Genomic DNA, 16,668 nt, shown 5'->3' on the forward strand with positions numbered 1-16,668 from the left:
AGTGCTCCTTAAATGTGGTTGCGGATCAGCGTGTCTAAATTGAAACACGCCCGGCGGCTCTGCTGATGGCTTAAGGGCTCTTGGCCACGGGTCTTTTGTTTATCGGTAAACCAGACTGTGCCAGCCGCTTTTTGCGAGCTGCAATTTAAGAAGCCGTCGGAGCAGCTATCGAGCCAGTTTTGGGTGGTTTCGAGCGCGACTTGGTATTGATAACCCGCGCAGTAACTGTCGCTGTCCCAAATAGCGGAATCAACATCTGAGCCCACCACGACTTCGAAGGGTTTACCCAGCGATGGGCGACCCGCTGTGCCATTAAGCCAAGCGTTGTTGTAGTTTGCCATCCAACCGACTTGCTGTTGTTTCACCGCATTGCTGCCATAGCCTAAGAGCCAGCCTAAGCTGGTTTCGAACACATTACCTTGGTTCACCGCATCGGCCAGCGGCGTACCAGCACTGGAAGGTGCGATGGCGATAACCTTTGAGGTGGCGTTGATCACTGCAGGATAACGGCTGTCCCACGTTGGGTTAGATAAAATCCACCGCACTACGTTGCCACCATTGGAGTGGGTCAGCAGAATTAAGTCGTCGATATTTTTGGCTTGGATAAAGCTATTGAGCTGCGTGGCCAGACAACCTGCGGCGCTTTCTTCCCACATATATTGGTCAAAGTCGCAGTTGATCACTGTGTAATTGTTTGGCACTGGGATGCCTTGGCGCACTGAGTTAACAAATTCGGGCGTCCAGTAATCGGCTAAGGCATTGGTCTGGTGACCCGTACCATGGATAAAGGCGACTCCGGTTGCGGCTAACGTGACTGGGCTGACAGCGAACAGACCCAAGAGCATGAGGGCTTTTTTGATCTTCATGGCTATATCTCGTGTTGTTGGTCTTGTTGATTGTGGCCGCCAGTCCGTTGCGACAGTTCAGGGCAAGTCAGTTAATGCAGGATTTGCCGTAAATAAGCTTGAAATCGGCTGGCATGGCTCGGTTTATAGGCGCTTAAGCGCGGGTTACTCACTTTGGGTAAAACATGACTTAAGGCCTGAATACGACGGGATAGTGTGAATGCGCTAGTTTAGGTTGGCATCAAATGTGATTGCCGTAACTTAGCCATTATCAACAGGACTTAACTCAAGCTTATTAACCTAGACGCAACATTTTAAGCTGGCAAGTAAAACCATCATTATAAAATGCAATCGCAGGGTCGCATTTTGAACGGTTCGTTTTAATGTCAAACTAAAGGTTGGTAACCTGATGATAAGCAATGCCTAATAAACTAAATTGTGCTTTATCGTGTTTGAAATATCGATTTGCTTACACAAAAGAATTTTCTGTGACACCCGCTTAGTGTTTAATTTAATCAGTTTATCATTCTGTATATAAAGGTTTTTTGTGATAAATAATTCAAACTCGCCCATTTACTCTGGGATATGGGTATCACTTTAGTGCATTTAAAGACTAAACCGATTAGGCTGAGCTGAGGTAAAGTGGGATAAACGGAATAAACCAACATTGCCGAGATGACATTCTTCTCATCTGAATCAGTCATCTGAGCCATGGATTGACTGAGAGTAGAAAAAGTAGCGCGATATGGGCAGGTTTAATCTAAATAGACAACAAACACGGGAGAATAAGTTTGGCGATAGAACATAATAAGATGGTGAGCTGCTTAAGTGGACTGCAATGTCGCACTAACTTCACCATAAAAAACATTACAGAATACATGCTCCCAGAAACCAAAGAGGCTTTCTATTTACACCTCGACGGTAAATCACCAAACTTGATTATTCGTCCCGCATTCGAAGTCTTTTCCGGCGAACTTGCCACTATTGCAGGCGTGCATGCCAAATACGACTATTTCCACAATGCCGAGATGACACGTTTCCCCAAACGTTTGCATAAGAGTTTGACCGAAACCCACTATGGCCTTGCCTTTAGTTTTGACACTGTTGAAGCCGTACAGCAATTCATTACCCGTTTGAGTGCGATAGTGAAAGGCGCATAAGCTTTTACTGTATAAATCTTTAATAGAAGGCCGCTTAATTTTTCGATTGAACGGTATCTAAATTTTAACCATGCAGTCCTAGGGTTAAATTCCTCAATATCAATGAAAATGAGGAATTTAACTGCTGCCTTTTTACGCGGCTTTTCAGTATATTCATCAATAGATGAATTTTGCTGGAGCTTGCCATGTCGCTTATTCCCGGTCGCCCAAAGGGGGTTGTGCCATTTACCGCCCAAACTGAATCACAGCCGCAGACTCCTGGTCGTCCGAAAGGGGATTCCGATGCCCGCCAACGCTTAATTATCGCAGCCCTAAATCTCTTCAGTCATCGCAGTTATCCCAGTGTTTCTACCCGTGAAATTGCCCGCGAAGCCGAGGTTGATGCCGCGCTTATTCGTTATTATTTTGGTTCAAAAGCGGGCTTGTTCGAACAAATGGTGCGGGAAACCCTTGAGCCCGTATTAGCGCGTTTTCGCGAAATATCCGCTGCGGATGCCCCTAATAACTTGGGTGAACTTATGCAGACATATTATCGCGTTATGGCACCTAACCTAGGATTGCCACGGTTGATTATACGGGTGTTACAGGAAGGCGATGGCACAGAACCCTATCGCATTATGTTGTCTGTTTTTGAGCAAATTTTATCCCTCTCGCGGCAATGGCTCGAATCCACATTAGTCAATGCAGGGCTATTGAAGGAGGGATTAGATCCCGATTTAGTACGCCTCAGTTTCGTGAGTCTGATGGTCTTTCCGCTTATTGCGCCCCCGGTGTTAATGCGTCAGTTCGGCTTTTTTAGTGCCGATGCTGATGGTTTACAGCGTCTAGCGCTGCACAATATGCAGGTTTTTACCCAAGGTGTACTGCGTGAACCGAGGAAGTCGTAATGAGTGTGAATTTTAAAATTCTGACGCACGTGAGTGTGGGTTGTGTGATCTTGCTATTAGTCGGCTGCACTGAAGCGCCGCCCAGAGTGCTTGGCACTGTCGAGCGGGACAGGCTGACACTTACCGCGCCCGTAGGTGAGTTGATTACTCAAGTGAATGTGGTTGAAGGTCAACAGGTTAAGGCGGGCGAGGTGTTAATTCAGCTTGATACAACCTCAGCCAATGCGCGCCTCGCCCTGCGCCAAGCCGAGCTTGAACAGGCTAAAGCTAAACTTTCTGAGGCGGTCACAGGTGCGCGTTTAGAGGATATAGAACGCGCCAAGGCCGTGCTCGACGGGGCAAATGCCAGCGTGAAAGAGGCTCAGCGAGCCTTTGAACGAACAAACCGTTTATTTGCCACTAAAGTACTTAGCCAAGCGGATTTAGATACCGCCCGTGCGGCGCGGGATACCAGTTTCGCTAAGCAAGCCGAGGCGCAGCAAAGTCTGCGATTGCTAGAAAATGGCACCCGTAGTGAGCAGCTAGAGCAGGCCAAAGCGGCGGTGGCTGCAGCTCGCGCCAGTGTAGCCATCGAACAAAAAGCCTTAGCAGACTTGAGCTTAGTGGCGGCGCGTGATGCCGTTGTCGATACGTTGCCTTGGCGAGTCGGCGATCGCATTGCCGCAGGCACTCAGTTGATTGGTTTACTGGCGAGCGAGGATCCCTATGTACGGGTTTACCTGCCCGCGACTTGGTTAGACAGAGTGAAGGTGGGCGATAGCGTCAATATTCTTGTGGATGGCCGCGAGATACCGATTGCTGGCACTGTGCGCAATATTCGCAGTCAACCTGCTTACACGCCATTTTATGCGCTGAATGAACGTGATCGGGCGCGGCTGATGTATTTGACCGATATTACTATTTCCGCCACAGATCAGGACCTACCTACTGGCATGGTATTAGAAGTTGAACTCGATGTGCTGCAACTCGATGTGCAGCCAAAAGTGCAACAAAAAGTGAAACAGCCATGAGCCACGCCGATTTTGCTATCGAGACCCAAGGTATGACCCGCGCCTTTGGCGGCGTCAATGCAGTGGAAAACCTCGACCTCGCCATTCCCAAGGGCACTATTTATGGGTTTCTCGGCCCCAATGGCTGCGGAAAATCGACTTCAATTCGCATGTTAACTGGGTTGCTGAGTCCAACATCGGGGAATATTCGTGTTTTGGGTGAAACCTTACCCGGTGCCGAGGAAAAACTGCGTCGCCGCATTGGCTACATGACGCAAAAATTCTCCCTGTACGACAATCTTTCGGTGCGGGAAAACTTAGAGTTTGTCGCGCAAATTTATGGCCTTAACCGCCGAGCATCAAAACTGCGAATAGCCGAGTTAGTCACGCTATACGATTTAGTCGGCCGTGAGAAACAAATGGCGGGCTCCATGAGTGGCGGCCAGAAACAGCGTTTAGCCTTAGCGGCGGCGACCTTACATCACCCTGAATTGCTGTTTCTCGATGAGCCGACATCGGCGGTCGATCCTGAAAATCGACGCGAGTTTTGGGAGCGCTTATTCGATCTCTGTGCCCAAGGCACCACGATACTGGTCTCGACTCACTATATGGATGAGGCCGAGCGTTGCCATGGTCTGGCGATTTTAGAGCGGGGGATAAAACGCGCCGACGGTTCACCCCAGCAACTGATGGCGGCGATGGGGGCTCGGGTGGTTGAGATATCAGGGGACGACTTACGTAATTTAAAACAATCACTGATCAGCGAGTCTGCGGTATTGTCGGCGGCGCAAATTGGCAGTCGTTTGCGGGTGTTAGTGCGCAGCGATATTGAAGATCCGCTTGCTTGGCTTAAACCAAGGGTTGCTAGTCGGACGATGGAAGAAGTGCGCGCTAGCCTAGAAGATGTGTTTGTCACTTGTACTGGCGAGCGCTTGGCTGGGGTTTCCAAGGGAGAGACTGACCATGTGGCGTAGGATTTTTGCGATTGTGGTCAAAGAGCTGCGGCAGTTGTCGCGGGATCGCATGACCTTTGGCATGATAGTCATGATCCCGTTAGTGCAACTGATGTTGTTTGGTTATGCGATCAATACCGATGCTCGCCATCTGCCTGCTGGGTTAGTTAATTTGAGTGATTCTGCCTACAGTCGCGCACTGGTTAAGGCGGTGGAAGCAACGCAGGTCGTAGATTTTAAGCAGCGATATTTAAGTGCCGCCGAGGCTGAGGCGGCGATTACTCGCGGCGAAGTTAAAGCTGTGCTGTATTTGCCCGCCGATCTCGATGAGCGCTTAGTGCGTCACCCAAGCTTTGTGGGTCAGCAATATTTAACCCAATCCTATATCGCACAACCCGCTGGCCAATGGCTGGTGGATGGTTCAGATACGGTTGTCGCTTCAACTATTCGTAACCTAAGGCAAATGCCACTGGATGAAGTCGCAGGAAGAACACTAAAAACGGCGATGCCGAGTTTTGAAGTGGTGCAATATTTCAACCCAGAACAACGTTCTGTGGTCAACATAGTACCCGGCCTGTTGGGGGTGATTTTGACTATGACCATGGTGATGTTTACTTCCGCCGCCATAGTGCGTGAGCGCGAGCAGGGCAATATGGAGTTTTTGATCACTACGCCAGTGCGGCCACTGGAGTTGATGCTGGGTAAAATCGTGCCCTATGTGATGGTTGGCTTTGTGCAAGTGACCATTATCCTGAGCGCAGGGCATCTGTTGTTCGATGTGCCCATTCGCGGCGGGCTTGATTCTATCGCCCTTGCCGCTATGTTGTTCATTTGCGCCAGTTTAACCTTAGGATTAGTGATTTCGACCATAGCGAAAACCCAGTTGCAATCGATGCAGATGACGGTATTTATTCTCTTGCCATCGATTCTCTTGTCGGGATTTATATTCCCCTACGAAGCCATGCCTATCGCGGCGCAGTGGATTGCCGAAGCCTTACCCGCAACCCATTTTATGCGTATGTCACGGGCCATAGTACTGCGCGATGCCCAAGTGATGGATCTGCAATTTGATGCCCTGTGGATGATAGGTTTTACCTGTGTCGGGCTATTTATCGCCAGCATGAGATTTTCGAAGCGCTTGGATTAACCCTGTACTGAGTTTCATCATCAAGGGCAAAGTGCCGAGTTTTGATATAGCGCAAATTATCAGTAAACAGTCGCGCTAAGCCATTGAAATCGATGTTGCTTAATTAGGATATCCCTTACACTGCCGCTAGGGCGATTGCCGCCATCATGCTTAGCGAAGGGAATTCATTATGCCTCCAATCATTTGTCATAGCGCGCTCGATGCGGTTGCTTTAATTCAAAGCGGCGAGACGCTGTGGACTCATTCCATGGGCGCCACTCCGCGCATTTTATTAGATGCGTTGGCGCAGCATGCTCTCACCAAAGAAAATCTCACCCTGTTACAGTTACATACTGAAGGCGCCGAATCCTTAAGCCATCCCAGTTTACAGGGGCATTTACGCCATCGATGTTTTTTCGGTGGGCTGCCAACGCGGGCATTACTGCAAAGTGGTGACGCGGATTATGTGCCGATTTTCCTGTCTGAAGTGCCTAAGTTATTTCGTTCCGGCGAGCAAAAAATAGATACCGCAATTATCCAAGTGTCGCCACCCGATAAGCATGGCATGTGTTCCTTAGGCATTTCGGTTGAAGCAACGCTTGCAGCTTGCCAAGTCGCGGGTAAGATCATCGCTCATATTAATCCACAAATGCCGCGCACCCATGGTGACAGCTTTATCCATATCGACCGTTTTGCCGCTGTGTATGAGCAGAGCGCGGCGTTGCCCATTCATTCTTTCGCGACGGGGGATGCGGTGAGTTTGGCGATCGGTAAAAATGTTGCCCAATTAGTGCGTAATGGCGATTGTTTGCAAATGGGTATAGGTGCGATCCCCGATGCCGTGCTGTCTTGTTTAACCGAACATAAAGACTTAGGCGTCCACACTGAGCTATTTTCTGACGGTATATTACAACTGGTTGAAAAGGGCGTGATTAACAACAGTAAGAAGCGTTTTTATCCGGGAAAACTCGTCACAGGTTTCGCCCTGGGTAGCCAGAAATTATACGACTATGTTGATGATAATCCTGCGGTCATCTTTATGGACATAGAGCAAGTTAACGACACGGCCATTATCCGTAAAAATCCCAATGTGATGGCGATTAACTCGGCGTTGCAGGTCGACCTTTCAGGCCAAGTGTGTGCCGATTCCATTGGCACTAAAATCTATTCTGGTGTCGGGGGCCAGATGGATTTCATCCGCGGAGCAGGGTTATCTGAAGGTGGTCGTTCTGTGATTGCGCTGCCCAGCACGGCCGCGGGGGGAACGCTTTCTCGCATTGCAAGCGTGTTATCACCTGGCGCAGGGGTTGTTACCACTCGGGCCCATGTGCATTATATTGTGACCGAATACGGCGCCGCTAATCTACGCGGCCGTTCACTGCGAGAACGGGCACAAGCGCTGATCGCCATCGCTCACCCAGATTTTAGGGAACAATTAAGTCGTGATGCCTTTGATGTGTGGGGATTAAGACTTCTTTGAGTGATTGCTTGAATCTGAATCGTTGCCTGTTGTAAATCGAGTGCAGTTGCTTCCGTGACACGCCGTGAAGCCATCCATGGCGGCTCTACGATGACATCCATGTCATCGAAGGTCACGTCAGCTACTACATTCGATTCTTATTATAAAATTTGATATTTATCATCATCTTTGAGTCGGTTTAAAGAATAGTTAAAATTTTAATTTGATAGAGGTGCTAACCATTTGAAAATTTTTGGGGCTTACTTTTATTAATATTGATAAGTTTAGCGGCATTTAAAATCAATCATATATTGTAAGGTTGATGTTCAGGCTGCAGGTTTGGAGGCTGAGCGTGTGCATTTTGTTGGTTTAGTTAAGGTAAACGTGCAGTACATCAATTAAAGGTTAGCTTCAAAAAGGAATCTGAATGACCAAGGATCAAGATTGTAATAGTAGGAATATACCTCTCCCTATTCAACGAGAGGTTAGGCAACGTTGTGGCTTCGGTTGTGTTATCTGCGGAATGCCACTCTATGAATATGAGCATATGGAGGAATGGGCTAGCGTTAAGCGCCATGTCGCTGAAGAAATAACGCTATTGTGCGATCAACACCATAGAGAAAAAACGGGTGGGTTCCTGCCCAAAGAAATGGTACGCAATGCTGATTCAGATCCATTTAATCTTCGTGAAGGCGTTTCTAAACCATACTGCCTTCATTTTTCGGGAAAAACTGCTGAAATTGAGATTGGCGGAAATAGCTTCACATGTGAGGATCAAGGATATGGAACCGCAATGGTACCTATTAGCGTAGATGGTACTCCCTTGATTGGGCTGGTTATGGCGGATGGACATTTACTCTTAAATCTTGTTATTTTTGATGAATTTAATGCACCAGTTCTTCATATTAAAAATAATCAGCTTTATTACTCTACTGCACCATGGGATATCCAGCTAGTTGGTACAAGGCTTTCAATTCGGGAGGCACATCGTAAGATACTTATAGAGATAGACTTCAAACCACCAAATAAAGTTGTTATAAAACGAGGCCGATTTTTAAGAAATGGGGTAGAGATTTTAGTAAGGCCGAGTAATATTTTGATTACAAATAATGCAACCTTGCTCAGTGGTTGTCATGCGCATAATTGTTACGGCGGCTTAATTGTCGGTCATCACGAACAAAGTTTAGGTGGCTTTATGGCATTAGGTTGTCTACCTCGGTATCTCGGTGATCGTTCCGAAGCTCTTAAGTTTGAACGTGAATCAATGGCTGAAATTGAAGTGAACAAGTCTAACAATAATAAGGGTGGTGTGAATGCGACCCGCTGTTGATGTGTCAGCCGTTATTGATAAGTTTATATAAGAAGATCAAATAGTTAAGGTAGTGACAGTGTATTTGGGTTAAATATTTGTTCTGGCTGGGTCGAAGATATGTGCAAAGGTTAACTGAATTAAGCACTGGCATGTAAGTGACCGTTGGCGGCATGGATGCCGTCGTCGAGCCCTCATGGACGAGTTCACGGCGTGTCACTGGAATGATAGTGCTTAATGTCTAACTTGGAATAACGTCAACAGCCCAATAAATCCTGTCTTGCTTTGTATAACTGCTCTCTGTTGTTTAAAGAAACGAAGCTATTTCCCCATGCACTCTGCTAACAGTTTGACGAAAAAGTCGCTGCCTTTGCGTTCGCAAAAAGCGATATTGCGCTCTGGGATGGTTTCGGGATCTGTGTAACTGGCGAGAGCGAGCTCCATGCTGGCTTCGCGGATGATGTGCAGGGTTGGGTAGGGCGCGCGGTTGGTGAAGTTGGCTGCCCCGTCCTGTGGTTCGCCATCGAAACAATAGTCTGGGTGGAAGGTGGCGAGTTGGTAAGTGCCTTCGTACTCGTGTTCGATAAGCGTATCGGTTGCCATGTCGATGAGGTCGAGATAAGCATAAAACCCCTCAAAACCACGGGGTAGAATAAACAGTGTGGTTTCTGCTTCGGGGTGGGCGTCGAGGTATTGGCATTCTTCAATCAATGCCTTAAGCACTTGTTTGACTTTAGTCTGTTCCACCACCAGATACCGAATACTGCCGCGTTCGACTTCTTGTCTGGCGAAGGGGCAAATATTGTATTTCATGATCACTTTTTTCACCCAGTCGTCGGTTTGTTGAGTGATCATGTCAATTTCGTTCATGGCGGTCGTTTGCTCGTGCTTAAAAATTAGGGGGCGATCATAGGGATGATAGACGCCACAAGCAAGAGCGCCATGCTGATATTAAAAATCTTCTGTTGGCGCTCATTTTTTAAAATGCGTTTAAGGGCTACACCAAAGCCGAGCCAGACGATAGCGCAGGGAAATGCGATGCACAAAAATACCGTTGCAATAGTGATGACCTGCGGGGTCAAATCCTGCTGTACTGACGTGAACGTCGCAATCGCGCCCACGGCCATGATCCAGCCCTTAGGGTTGACCCATTGAAAGGCCGCGGCTTGGATAAAACTGAAGGGTTTAGCAATGGCTTTGCCTTCCATCTTGCTACTGCTGTTGGCAATCAACCAAGACAGATACAAAAGGTAACCTATGCCGACGACTTTAATCACTTGATGGATGATAGGATAGCTTTGGAATAGGGCGCTCAAGCCCAAACCTATCGCGAGGATCATGGTCGGGAAGCCAAGGCTTATTCCCATAAGATGCGGAATACTGCGTTTTACGCCAAAGTTTACCCCTGAGGTCATCAGCATAATATTGTTAGGCCCAGGGGTGATCCCAGATGAAAAGGCAAACAACGCGATAGCGAGTATTAACTCCATAGATAGATCCACACCTTTATTTTAGTTTTATGGCATTGTGATTATTTGCGGCATTGAGCCTGCGATTTACTCATCGGCCGGTACGCAATACTGTGTTGCTATTATTTAAAATTGCGACATTTGATTGCAACGCAGGCGAGGCATTCTAGCGATTAAATGTTGCCGCGCCTATACGACATAGCGAGTTTATAAACTAAAAAGAATAACAAAATATGTACATGCCTCGATGGGATTAATGGCGTGAGAATAGGGCTAGCGAGTTTGATGGTTCTCTGTGTTAGCACGAATATCAAGATATATTGGAATATGCTGATTTAACACTATGATGGATATCAGCTTTCAGTTTTAGTAATAGTAACTATCCTTAGACAGCATTTTATAGATTGAGGTAACAGGGCATGATGAATCCATCATTACATAGTGAGCTAAGTGGAGTGCTAAATCGACAGCTCAGTCGAGTTCCTTGCTGGGCTCCCGACCGAGTGTTAAGTCGGTATTTGAGAGTGTTAATACTGCTTTTTAGCAGCGTTTTAGGTCTTACTGGGTGCGTGACTGTGACGGATAACGCGGCGCAGTCGTTGCGAACCACAATCGTGATGTCTGGCGATCTCAGTGAATTACCGTCAACGGCAATGACATTTACTTGGCATCCTAAATTTCAAAAAATCATCACAGATAAACGCTTAGATCCGCAGCCAGTGTTGCAACACATGCAAGCCGTATTAAAGCAAACTTTGCAGAGTAAGGGATATCGCTGGGTCGAAGATCCACTACTGGCGGATTTTCAGGTTGGCTTTGGCGTCGCTATGGGAACTGAAATGAGTGATGAACAAATTTTGGCAGTGGCAGGGTTAGTCGCTGGGCTGTCAACCGACGGTGTTAATACCCAAAAGTATGACAAAGGTACCGTGGTGATAGCGCTCTTTAAACCCACTAAAATACAGGGCGTTGATGAGCCAATTTGGCGAGTGCTTGCCCAAGGTTTTGGCAACATTAAAAAGATGGATGAGCTAACCGAAAATTTCGACAGTCTCATTGCCAGTATGTTGGCCAATATGCCGTCGGTTAATGTGGCTCTTTAGTCAGCGTTTGAGCTTTAGTTCAGTTCTAAGTGAATTGAGTCAGCATTTTGGTTGGAGCATTCGCCAGATAAACGGGATTAGTGCTTAATTGAGGTGTCTTGGTCCCATGTTTGTGGTGCTAGCTCCCATTTTTGAACTGTGGGACATGGTACTTTAGTGACAGCCATCTCAATAAAGGGCGCGACAGTGAAAACTGACGCGCTTTTTCATTTTAATGGATGGAAGTTCCATTTTGATTTCAGACTGTTTCAGTCGTGCTCGACTGTGATCTCGTAGGATGAAAACTTACGAATGTTAATCACGCCCGTATCAAACATTAAATACTGCCCCTTGATCCCCTGCAAAATTCCGCTGACGACCACATCTTTATCGAAATTGTGCGAAGTGATCTTCTTCGGAAAGGTGTCAATTGGATAATGAATTGGCTGAATCGTTTCGTGCAAACGCTCGATACTGTAATCGCCTTTTTGCATGCCGATTTCGTGCAACTTAGCCTCAATTTGTGGGATCAGTTCCGCAGCCTTAGCATTTAAATCGATATCGTCGGCATGGCCTTTTAACATGGCTTGCCAATGGGTTTTATCATTAACCAGTTTTGCCAATTCTACTTCGACTAAGCCTGAGAGCTGTCTTGTTGAGACTTTAAAAATCGGTAAACCTTGGGTAGCACCTTGGTCAATCCAACGGGTGGGCAGTTGAGTGTGGCGGGTAATGCCGACTTTAACGCCCGAAGTATTCGACAGATATACATAATGCGGCACAAAACAGTGGCTCTGGGCCCACTCTGGTTCGCGGCAAGTGCCTTGGTCGTAATGACAAGTTTCCGGCTTCATGATGCACATATCGCAACTCGCCAACTTTTGCATACAGACAAAACAATGGCCCTGCGAGTAACTCTTCTTGCTCTTTTTACCGCAGTTGCAGCAGAAGATATTGCCCGTGTGGGTCAAGGTTAATTGCTTGCCTATCAATGGATTGAGCGGGAGTAACTCATCACCAACAACGAGTTGATATTGCACTTGTTGCGCGTCATCTAACTGCACGCGCATCTTTTTTAGCGTTCCTAACATGGTCATCCTAATGTGTTGCGTTCTGGTGCAGCTTAGTCGCTCATTATGCGTTCTAGTGCACGCTTTCGTTATATCGTCATTGCGTGGTCGCCAGTATACAAGATTATCCAAGCCAGTTTAGATAGGATTTTTCGATAAGTAAGTCGATTGATGGCGTTAATGACCTGAGTCGATTGACTGAGAGCACCTAAACCTCTTTTGTTTTACTTAACCATTTGTACACTAAGGCAATAATACCGAAAGTAAGCAGGGCTACTGGTAAGTAAATGATTATGCTCATAAATTGTGTTTGGTATTTTGTTGCTAATTGGGTATGGCTAATGAGATACCCAAAACCAACAACGGAAAAAATCCACACCATTGAGCTGATGAAGTTAATGAGTAAAAAACGACGGGAAGAAATACCCGTTGCACCTAAAATATAGGGGTAAACGGTACGAACAAAAGGAATATAACGTGCGAGTAGCAGGGTTATCACTCCATAGTTATCAATAAGGTGGGTCGCTTTTTCCTGATGTTTGATATCAATATTCGACAGCAGTTTTTGGTAAATTTGGGTATGCCCTAAAAATCGACCCTGTAAATAACCTATAGCTGTACCTGTAAAGGTTGCTAGAACCAATAACGGCATAATACCGATATGAAGAATATCTTGATAAATCAGCACTCCAGTGAGAAAGAGTAGGCTATCTCCGGGTAAAAATGCGGTGGGAATAAAGCCATTTTCTAACACTAAAAAGCCACAAATTAATGCGCTGACCATGAGGGCGATTTTAGGATTGGCTAAAACCGCCAGATCATTGTGTATCATGGCTTGGGCCAGTTCGTATAACTGCTCCATACGTACTACTCCCTAAAATAATTGATAAAACATAAAGATGGAAAAGCTCGAAAGCGGCAATTTTGAACCTGAGCTATGGTGTTTCGTGGGTTATTCTACCAAGGGAGCATGAATCGAAAGGCAGTTACAACATTAAATTTTGTTGGTGTTAGTGTGTTTATGATTCAGTAATCGGGTTTTGTGGGCTTTTTATAGTAAAAATATTAAGCATTATTATAGGGTTAATAAATTTTAAATGATGACATCAACTTACAAACCCACTTGCCTGATTCCTATGCGCATTCTAACGATTCCAACTATCCAGTATTGATTGCACTGGCTTAACTTAATTTGAACACCTTGCCGCGAATGTCGGTTTTTAAGCATTGTTTTTAAGCGCACTTTAAGTGCTGTTTGAAAGTACTATTGCGAGTGCGCTCTCTAAATGTATTGGTGTGCTAAGTGTTAGCTTGCCGTAAAAGCTAATGGCATTAACGGCTTAATCTATCGAGCACGAGATCATCCCCAAGAGCATAGAGGGATTCTACCAGTTGATCTTCTTGGGCGAGATCTGTGAGTCCAAGGCCGATGGTCGCCCGAAACAAAGCTATACCTGTGTGGCCTGCGGTTTCATATTGACTACTAAACTGCTCGATATTGATGCCAATTGCATTGATTTTATTAGATATATCGAGCACAAGTCCGGGTCTGTCATAGGCCACTAGGTTGTAACTTAAGCGTTTGATGGGCTTAAGGGCGACCGAGGTTTTGGAGTAGGTGAGGGACAGGCTATCGATGCATTCTAGGGCCTCAATGAGCTCGTCCATGCGCAGTGACGGCACTTCGAGTAACAATATCGCGGCAAAGACACCGTCAATATGGCGTAATTCTGAGTCGAGCCAGTTGCCGCCATGACGACTCACAGCATGGGCGATTTGTTCTACTAATCCTTTTCTATCAGGTGCTTGTAGTGTGATTAAGTATCGTAGCATAGTGACTGACTCCTATTTTTTGTAAAAGGCACCTGTTTTAAAACGGGGTGTAACACAACTGTCATCTTTGCGTCATATAATCCAACGCACTTAGAATAAAGGATGTTGTTATTGCTCAGTTTACGTTCAAACAGTGTAAGCATAGCACTCGGCAAATCCTAGCGAAAAAACTCGCTAGCTATTAATAATAGAGGTTCTTAATGGAAAGTCAGGTCACTCAACCTGGTTCTGCATCGCACAGTATGCTTAAAGGCGGACGCTCGAATCGCAGGGCATTTAAGGATAAAGCGGCGCAAATCAGCGTCACTATCGGCGGCACTATGGTATTTGTCGCCTTATTGTTGATCTTCTTTTATCTGTTGTATGTGATTAAACCCATTTTCGACAGTGCTGATGTCACACCCGTTAAGAGTGTGAGCTATCAACACGCGGATGTGCCGACCTTAATGGTGGGTGCTGAAGAGCAAAATGAGGTGATGTACCGTGTGAGCGTTCATGGTCAAGTGGACTTTTATACTGTTGCCGACGGTAGCTTACTTTCTAGCTTTACCCCGACGTTACCAGCGGGTGTTACCGTCACCAGCGCCGCCGTTGCTGTACCGAGCGAACAACGTTTTGCGCTAGGATTAAGTAATGGTCAGGTCATAGTGGCGGGCCTAGAGTTTGGTTTAACGTACCCCAATAACAAACGTTTAATCACACCTAAACTGCGTTATCCCGCAGGTGAAACCCCTATTACAGTCGATGAGACGGGCAGTGCGATTCATAAGCTGACCTTCACTTATAGCTCAGACAAAATGAGTTTTGCTTATCAAGATGAAAGTGGTGTTTGGCGCCTCACTCGTCTCGAAGGGCAAGAGAACATGATGACTGAAGAAGTGGAGTGGGTTTCTACGACGTCACAAATTCAAGATGCGCCGAAGAAAGTCTCCCACGAGCTGATGACGCCCGATCAACGTCAATTGATGTTGCAAACTGGCAATAAAATTTTCGTGTACGACATCCGTGATACTGACAGCTTAGATCTGCTGCAGGTGATTGATGTTGAACGTGCTAAGGCACAAGTCAATAACGTGGCTTTGCTGGCGGGAGCGAGTTCATTACTGGTCAGTTATGACACAGGTATTGTGGCGCAGTACTTCCAAGTTAATGGTGAAAAAGGGCGTTTATATCAAGAGATTCGTCAGTTTGATGACTTACCGCCCATCAGCTCGATTGCCTCTGAGTTTTATCGTAAGAGTTTCGCGACTGTGAGCCCTGAGGGTGAGCTAACACTACTCTATACCACGAGTCATCGTGAACTGTTTGATGCAAAGTTTGACCTTAAAAACCCCGGTAAAATGGGCTTTACCCCACGCTCAAACGGCATAGTCGTTGAGGCGGACAAAAAGCTGCATATCTTCAGTGTGGAAAACTCCCACCCAGAAGTGTCATGGAGCGCCATGTGGGACAAGGTGTGGTATGAAGGTTATCCAGAGCCACAATATGTATGGCAATCGACCTCAGGTTCTGACGATTTCGAAGCTAAGTTGAGCTTAATGCCATTGGCCTACGGCACAATGAAAGCGGCATTTTATGCCATGTTATTTGCCGTGCCTTTATCCGTTGCTGGTGCGATTTACACTGCTTACTTTATGTCGCCTAAGGTGCGCGGTTTCGTGAAACCGACCATTGAAATCATGGAAGCATTACCAACGGTGATTTTAGGCTTCTTGGCGGGTCTGTGGTTAGCGCCACTGATTGAAGAGCATCTCCCCGGCATTTTAATTCTACTGATCTTATTGCCGACCTCGATACTCACATCTGCCTATGGCTGGAGTAGGTTGCCGGGTAAGTGGAAACAACGTTTACCCGAAGTGTACCAAGAGCTGATGTTAATCCCTGTGGTCTGTTTCGTGGGTTGGTTCTCTTTTGCGGTCAGCCCAATCATCGAAGTGGCGTTGTTTGATGGTAATACCCGTCAATTCATCACTAACGAACTGGGGATCACCTTCGACCAACGTAACGCGCTGGTGGTCGGTATTGCTATGGGCTTTGCGGTGATCCCAACGATTTTCTCCATCGCTGAAGATGCCATTTTCTCTGTACCGCGTCATTTATCTAACGGCAGCTTAGCCTTAGGTGCGACGCCTTGGCAGACATTGACACGCGTGGTGTTGTTAACCGCCAGTCCGGGAATTTTCTCGGCCATTATGATGGGCCTTGGCCGCGCCGTTGGCGAGACCATGATCGTACTGATGGCCACCGGTAACACCGCCATCATGGAATGGAGTGTGTTCGAAGGGATGCGAACCTTGGCGGCAAACATTGCGGTTGAAATGCCTGAATCGGCTATCGGTAGCTCGCATTACCGTGTGCTCTTCCTTGCTGCGTTTGTACTATTCATCTTTACATTCTTCTTTAACACCATTGCAGAAGTGGTGAGACAGCGTCTACGTGAACGCTATAGCTCGCTGTAACGGGGATAAGACAATGACATTAAATAC

The 16,668-nt window shown here is 46.6% G+C and carries 16 protein-coding genes; 10 read left to right on the top strand and 6 right to left on the bottom strand.

What is annotated here, in order from left to right; translation table 11 throughout:
• Window positions 1–8: 8 nt before the first annotated feature.
• Entirely contained in the window at window positions 9–866 is an 858-nt protein-coding gene (locus HUB64_RS12865) for a hypothetical protein (protein WP_113938915.1), read from the bottom strand.
• Here HUB64_RS12865 and HUB64_RS12870 point away from each other — a divergent pair.
• The 8 genes from HUB64_RS12870 to HUB64_RS12905 all read left to right on the top strand — a co-directional run bounded on the left by HUB64_RS12870 (window position 865) and on the right by HUB64_RS12905 (window position 8,749).
• Entirely contained in the window at window positions 865–1,065 is a 201-nt protein-coding gene (locus HUB64_RS12870) for a hypothetical protein (protein ID WP_173497123.1), read from the top strand. The two genes, HUB64_RS12865 and HUB64_RS12870, sit on opposite strands and share 2 nt — an antisense overlap.
• Window positions 1,066–1,657: 592 nt before the next feature.
• On the top strand, window positions 1,658–2,005 hold the full coding sequence (locus tag HUB64_RS12875) for a hypothetical protein (RefSeq protein WP_113938914.1): 348 nt from the start codon (window positions 1,658–1,660) through the stop codon (window positions 2,003–2,005).
• A gap of 185 nt (window positions 2,006–2,190) precedes the next feature.
• On the top strand, window positions 2,191–2,892 hold the full coding sequence (locus HUB64_RS12880; protein ID WP_173497124.1) for a TetR/AcrR family transcriptional regulator: 702 nt from the start codon (window positions 2,191–2,193) through the stop codon (window positions 2,890–2,892).
• Window positions 2,892–3,902, top strand: a complete 1,011-nt coding sequence (locus tag HUB64_RS12885) for an HlyD family secretion protein (RefSeq protein WP_173497125.1) — start codon at window positions 2,892–2,894, stop codon at window positions 3,900–3,902. Before HUB64_RS12880 ends, HUB64_RS12885 begins: the two co-directional genes overlap by 1 nt.
• Window positions 3,899–4,855, top strand: coding sequence for an ABC transporter ATP-binding protein (locus HUB64_RS12890; protein WP_173497126.1), 957 nt, complete (start codon window positions 3,899–3,901; stop codon window positions 4,853–4,855). Before HUB64_RS12885 ends, HUB64_RS12890 begins: the two co-directional genes overlap by 4 nt.
• Window positions 4,845–5,981 (top strand): ABC transporter permease, encoded by a 1,137-nt coding sequence (locus HUB64_RS12895; RefSeq protein WP_173497127.1) that lies wholly within the window; start codon window positions 4,845–4,847, stop codon window positions 5,979–5,981. Before HUB64_RS12890 ends, HUB64_RS12895 begins: the two co-directional genes overlap by 11 nt.
• A gap of 169 nt (window positions 5,982–6,150) precedes the next feature.
• Window positions 6,151–7,440, top strand: coding sequence for an acetyl-CoA hydrolase/transferase family protein (locus HUB64_RS12900; protein ID WP_113938909.1), 1,290 nt, complete (start codon window positions 6,151–6,153; stop codon window positions 7,438–7,440).
• Window positions 7,441–7,846: 406 nt separating this feature from the next.
• Window positions 7,847–8,749, top strand: a complete 903-nt coding sequence (locus tag HUB64_RS12905) for a cell division protein (RefSeq protein ID WP_107946996.1) — start codon at window positions 7,847–7,849, stop codon at window positions 8,747–8,749.
• A gap of 300 nt (window positions 8,750–9,049) precedes the next feature.
• Here HUB64_RS12905 and HUB64_RS12910 read toward each other — a convergent pair whose 3' ends face one another.
• Together HUB64_RS12910 and HUB64_RS12915 are read right to left on the bottom strand one after the other, a co-directional pair.
• Window positions 9,050–9,598, bottom strand: a complete 549-nt coding sequence (locus HUB64_RS12910; protein ID WP_173497128.1) for a DUF1415 domain-containing protein — start codon at window positions 9,596–9,598, stop codon at window positions 9,050–9,052.
• Window positions 9,599–9,624: 26 nt separating this feature from the next.
• Complete coding sequence (locus tag HUB64_RS12915) at window positions 9,625–10,218, bottom strand: LysE family translocator (protein ID WP_173497129.1); 594 nt, start codon at window positions 10,216–10,218, stop codon at window positions 9,625–9,627.
• A gap of 398 nt (window positions 10,219–10,616) precedes the next feature.
• Here HUB64_RS12915 and HUB64_RS12920 point away from each other — a divergent pair, with 398 nt between their 5' ends.
• Window positions 10,617–11,300, top strand: a complete 684-nt coding sequence (locus HUB64_RS12920; RefSeq protein WP_173497130.1) for a DUF4136 domain-containing protein — start codon at window positions 10,617–10,619, stop codon at window positions 11,298–11,300.
• A 248-nt stretch (window positions 11,301–11,548) separates the two neighbouring features.
• Here the strand turns inward: HUB64_RS12920 and HUB64_RS12925 are convergent, their stop codons facing one another.
• The 3 genes from HUB64_RS12925 to HUB64_RS12935 all read right to left on the bottom strand — a co-directional run bounded on the left by HUB64_RS12925 (window position 11,549) and on the right by HUB64_RS12935 (window position 14,182).
• A complete protein-coding gene (locus HUB64_RS12925) occupies window positions 11,549–12,370 on the bottom strand; it encodes a DUF2797 domain-containing protein (RefSeq protein ID WP_105249677.1) in 822 nt (273 codons plus the stop codon).
• Window positions 12,371–12,557: 187 nt separating this feature from the next.
• On the bottom strand, window positions 12,558–13,211 hold the full coding sequence (locus HUB64_RS12930; protein ID WP_168823092.1) for a DedA family protein: 654 nt from the start codon (window positions 13,209–13,211) through the stop codon (window positions 12,558–12,560).
• Window positions 13,212–13,681: 470 nt separating this feature from the next.
• Complete coding sequence (locus tag HUB64_RS12935) at window positions 13,682–14,182, bottom strand: glycine cleavage system protein R (RefSeq protein ID WP_028760534.1); 501 nt, start codon at window positions 14,180–14,182, stop codon at window positions 13,682–13,684.
• A gap of 200 nt (window positions 14,183–14,382) precedes the next feature.
• Between HUB64_RS12935 and HUB64_RS12940 the strand changes: the two genes are divergently transcribed.
• Window positions 14,383–16,641 carry an ABC transporter permease subunit gene (locus HUB64_RS12940; RefSeq protein ID WP_173497131.1) on the top strand — a complete coding sequence of 753 codons (2,259 nt, stop codon included), beginning with the start codon at window positions 14,383–14,385 and terminating at the stop codon, window positions 16,639–16,641.
• Window positions 16,642–16,668: the final 27 nt, after the last annotated feature.

The sequence above is a fragment of the Shewanella sp. ISTPL2 genome (genome assembly GCF_013283205.1).
Taxonomy (GTDB): domain Bacteria; phylum Pseudomonadota; class Gammaproteobacteria; order Enterobacterales; family Shewanellaceae; genus Shewanella; species Shewanella oncorhynchi.

Bases quoted from the DNA above. Each gene is read 5' to 3' on its own strand.
- HUB64_RS12900 (WP_113938909.1), top strand. From the start codon at position 6,151: ATGCCTCCAATCATTTGTCATAGCGCGCTCGATGCGGTTGCTTTAATT.
- HUB64_RS12940 (WP_173497131.1), top strand. From the start codon at position 14,383: ATGGAAAGTCAGGTCACTCAACCTGGTTCTGCATCGCACAGTATGCTT.
- HUB64_RS12930 (WP_168823092.1), bottom strand. From the start codon at position 13,211: ATGGAGCAGTTATACGAACTGGCCCAAGCCATGATACACAATGATCTG.
- HUB64_RS12890 (WP_173497126.1), top strand. From the start codon at position 3,899: ATGAGCCACGCCGATTTTGCTATCGAGACCCAAGGTATGACCCGCGCC.
- HUB64_RS12880 (WP_173497124.1), top strand. From the start codon at position 2,191: ATGTCGCTTATTCCCGGTCGCCCAAAGGGGGTTGTGCCATTTACCGCC.
- HUB64_RS12910 (WP_173497128.1), bottom strand. From the start codon at position 9,598: ATGAACGAAATTGACATGATCACTCAACAAACCGACGACTGGGTGAAA.
- HUB64_RS12935 (WP_028760534.1), bottom strand. From the start codon at position 14,182: ATGCTACGATACTTAATCACACTACAAGCACCTGATAGAAAAGGATTA.
- HUB64_RS12915 (WP_173497129.1), bottom strand. From the start codon at position 10,218: ATGGAGTTAATACTCGCTATCGCGTTGTTTGCCTTTTCATCTGGGATC.
- HUB64_RS12905 (WP_107946996.1), top strand. From the start codon at position 7,847: ATGACCAAGGATCAAGATTGTAATAGTAGGAATATACCTCTCCCTATT.
- HUB64_RS12925 (WP_105249677.1), bottom strand. From the start codon at position 12,370: ATGTTAGGAACGCTAAAAAAGATGCGCGTGCAGTTAGATGACGCGCAA.
- HUB64_RS12895 (WP_173497127.1), top strand. From the start codon at position 4,845: ATGTGGCGTAGGATTTTTGCGATTGTGGTCAAAGAGCTGCGGCAGTTG.
- HUB64_RS12885 (WP_173497125.1), top strand. From the start codon at position 2,892: ATGAGTGTGAATTTTAAAATTCTGACGCACGTGAGTGTGGGTTGTGTG.
- HUB64_RS12875 (WP_113938914.1), top strand. From the start codon at position 1,658: ATGGTGAGCTGCTTAAGTGGACTGCAATGTCGCACTAACTTCACCATA.
- HUB64_RS12865 (WP_113938915.1), bottom strand. From the start codon at position 866: ATGAAGATCAAAAAAGCCCTCATGCTCTTGGGTCTGTTCGCTGTCAGC.
- HUB64_RS12920 (WP_173497130.1), top strand. From the start codon at position 10,617: ATGATGAATCCATCATTACATAGTGAGCTAAGTGGAGTGCTAAATCGA.
- HUB64_RS12870 (WP_173497123.1), top strand. From the start codon at position 865: ATGGCTATATCTCGTGTTGTTGGTCTTGTTGATTGTGGCCGCCAGTCC.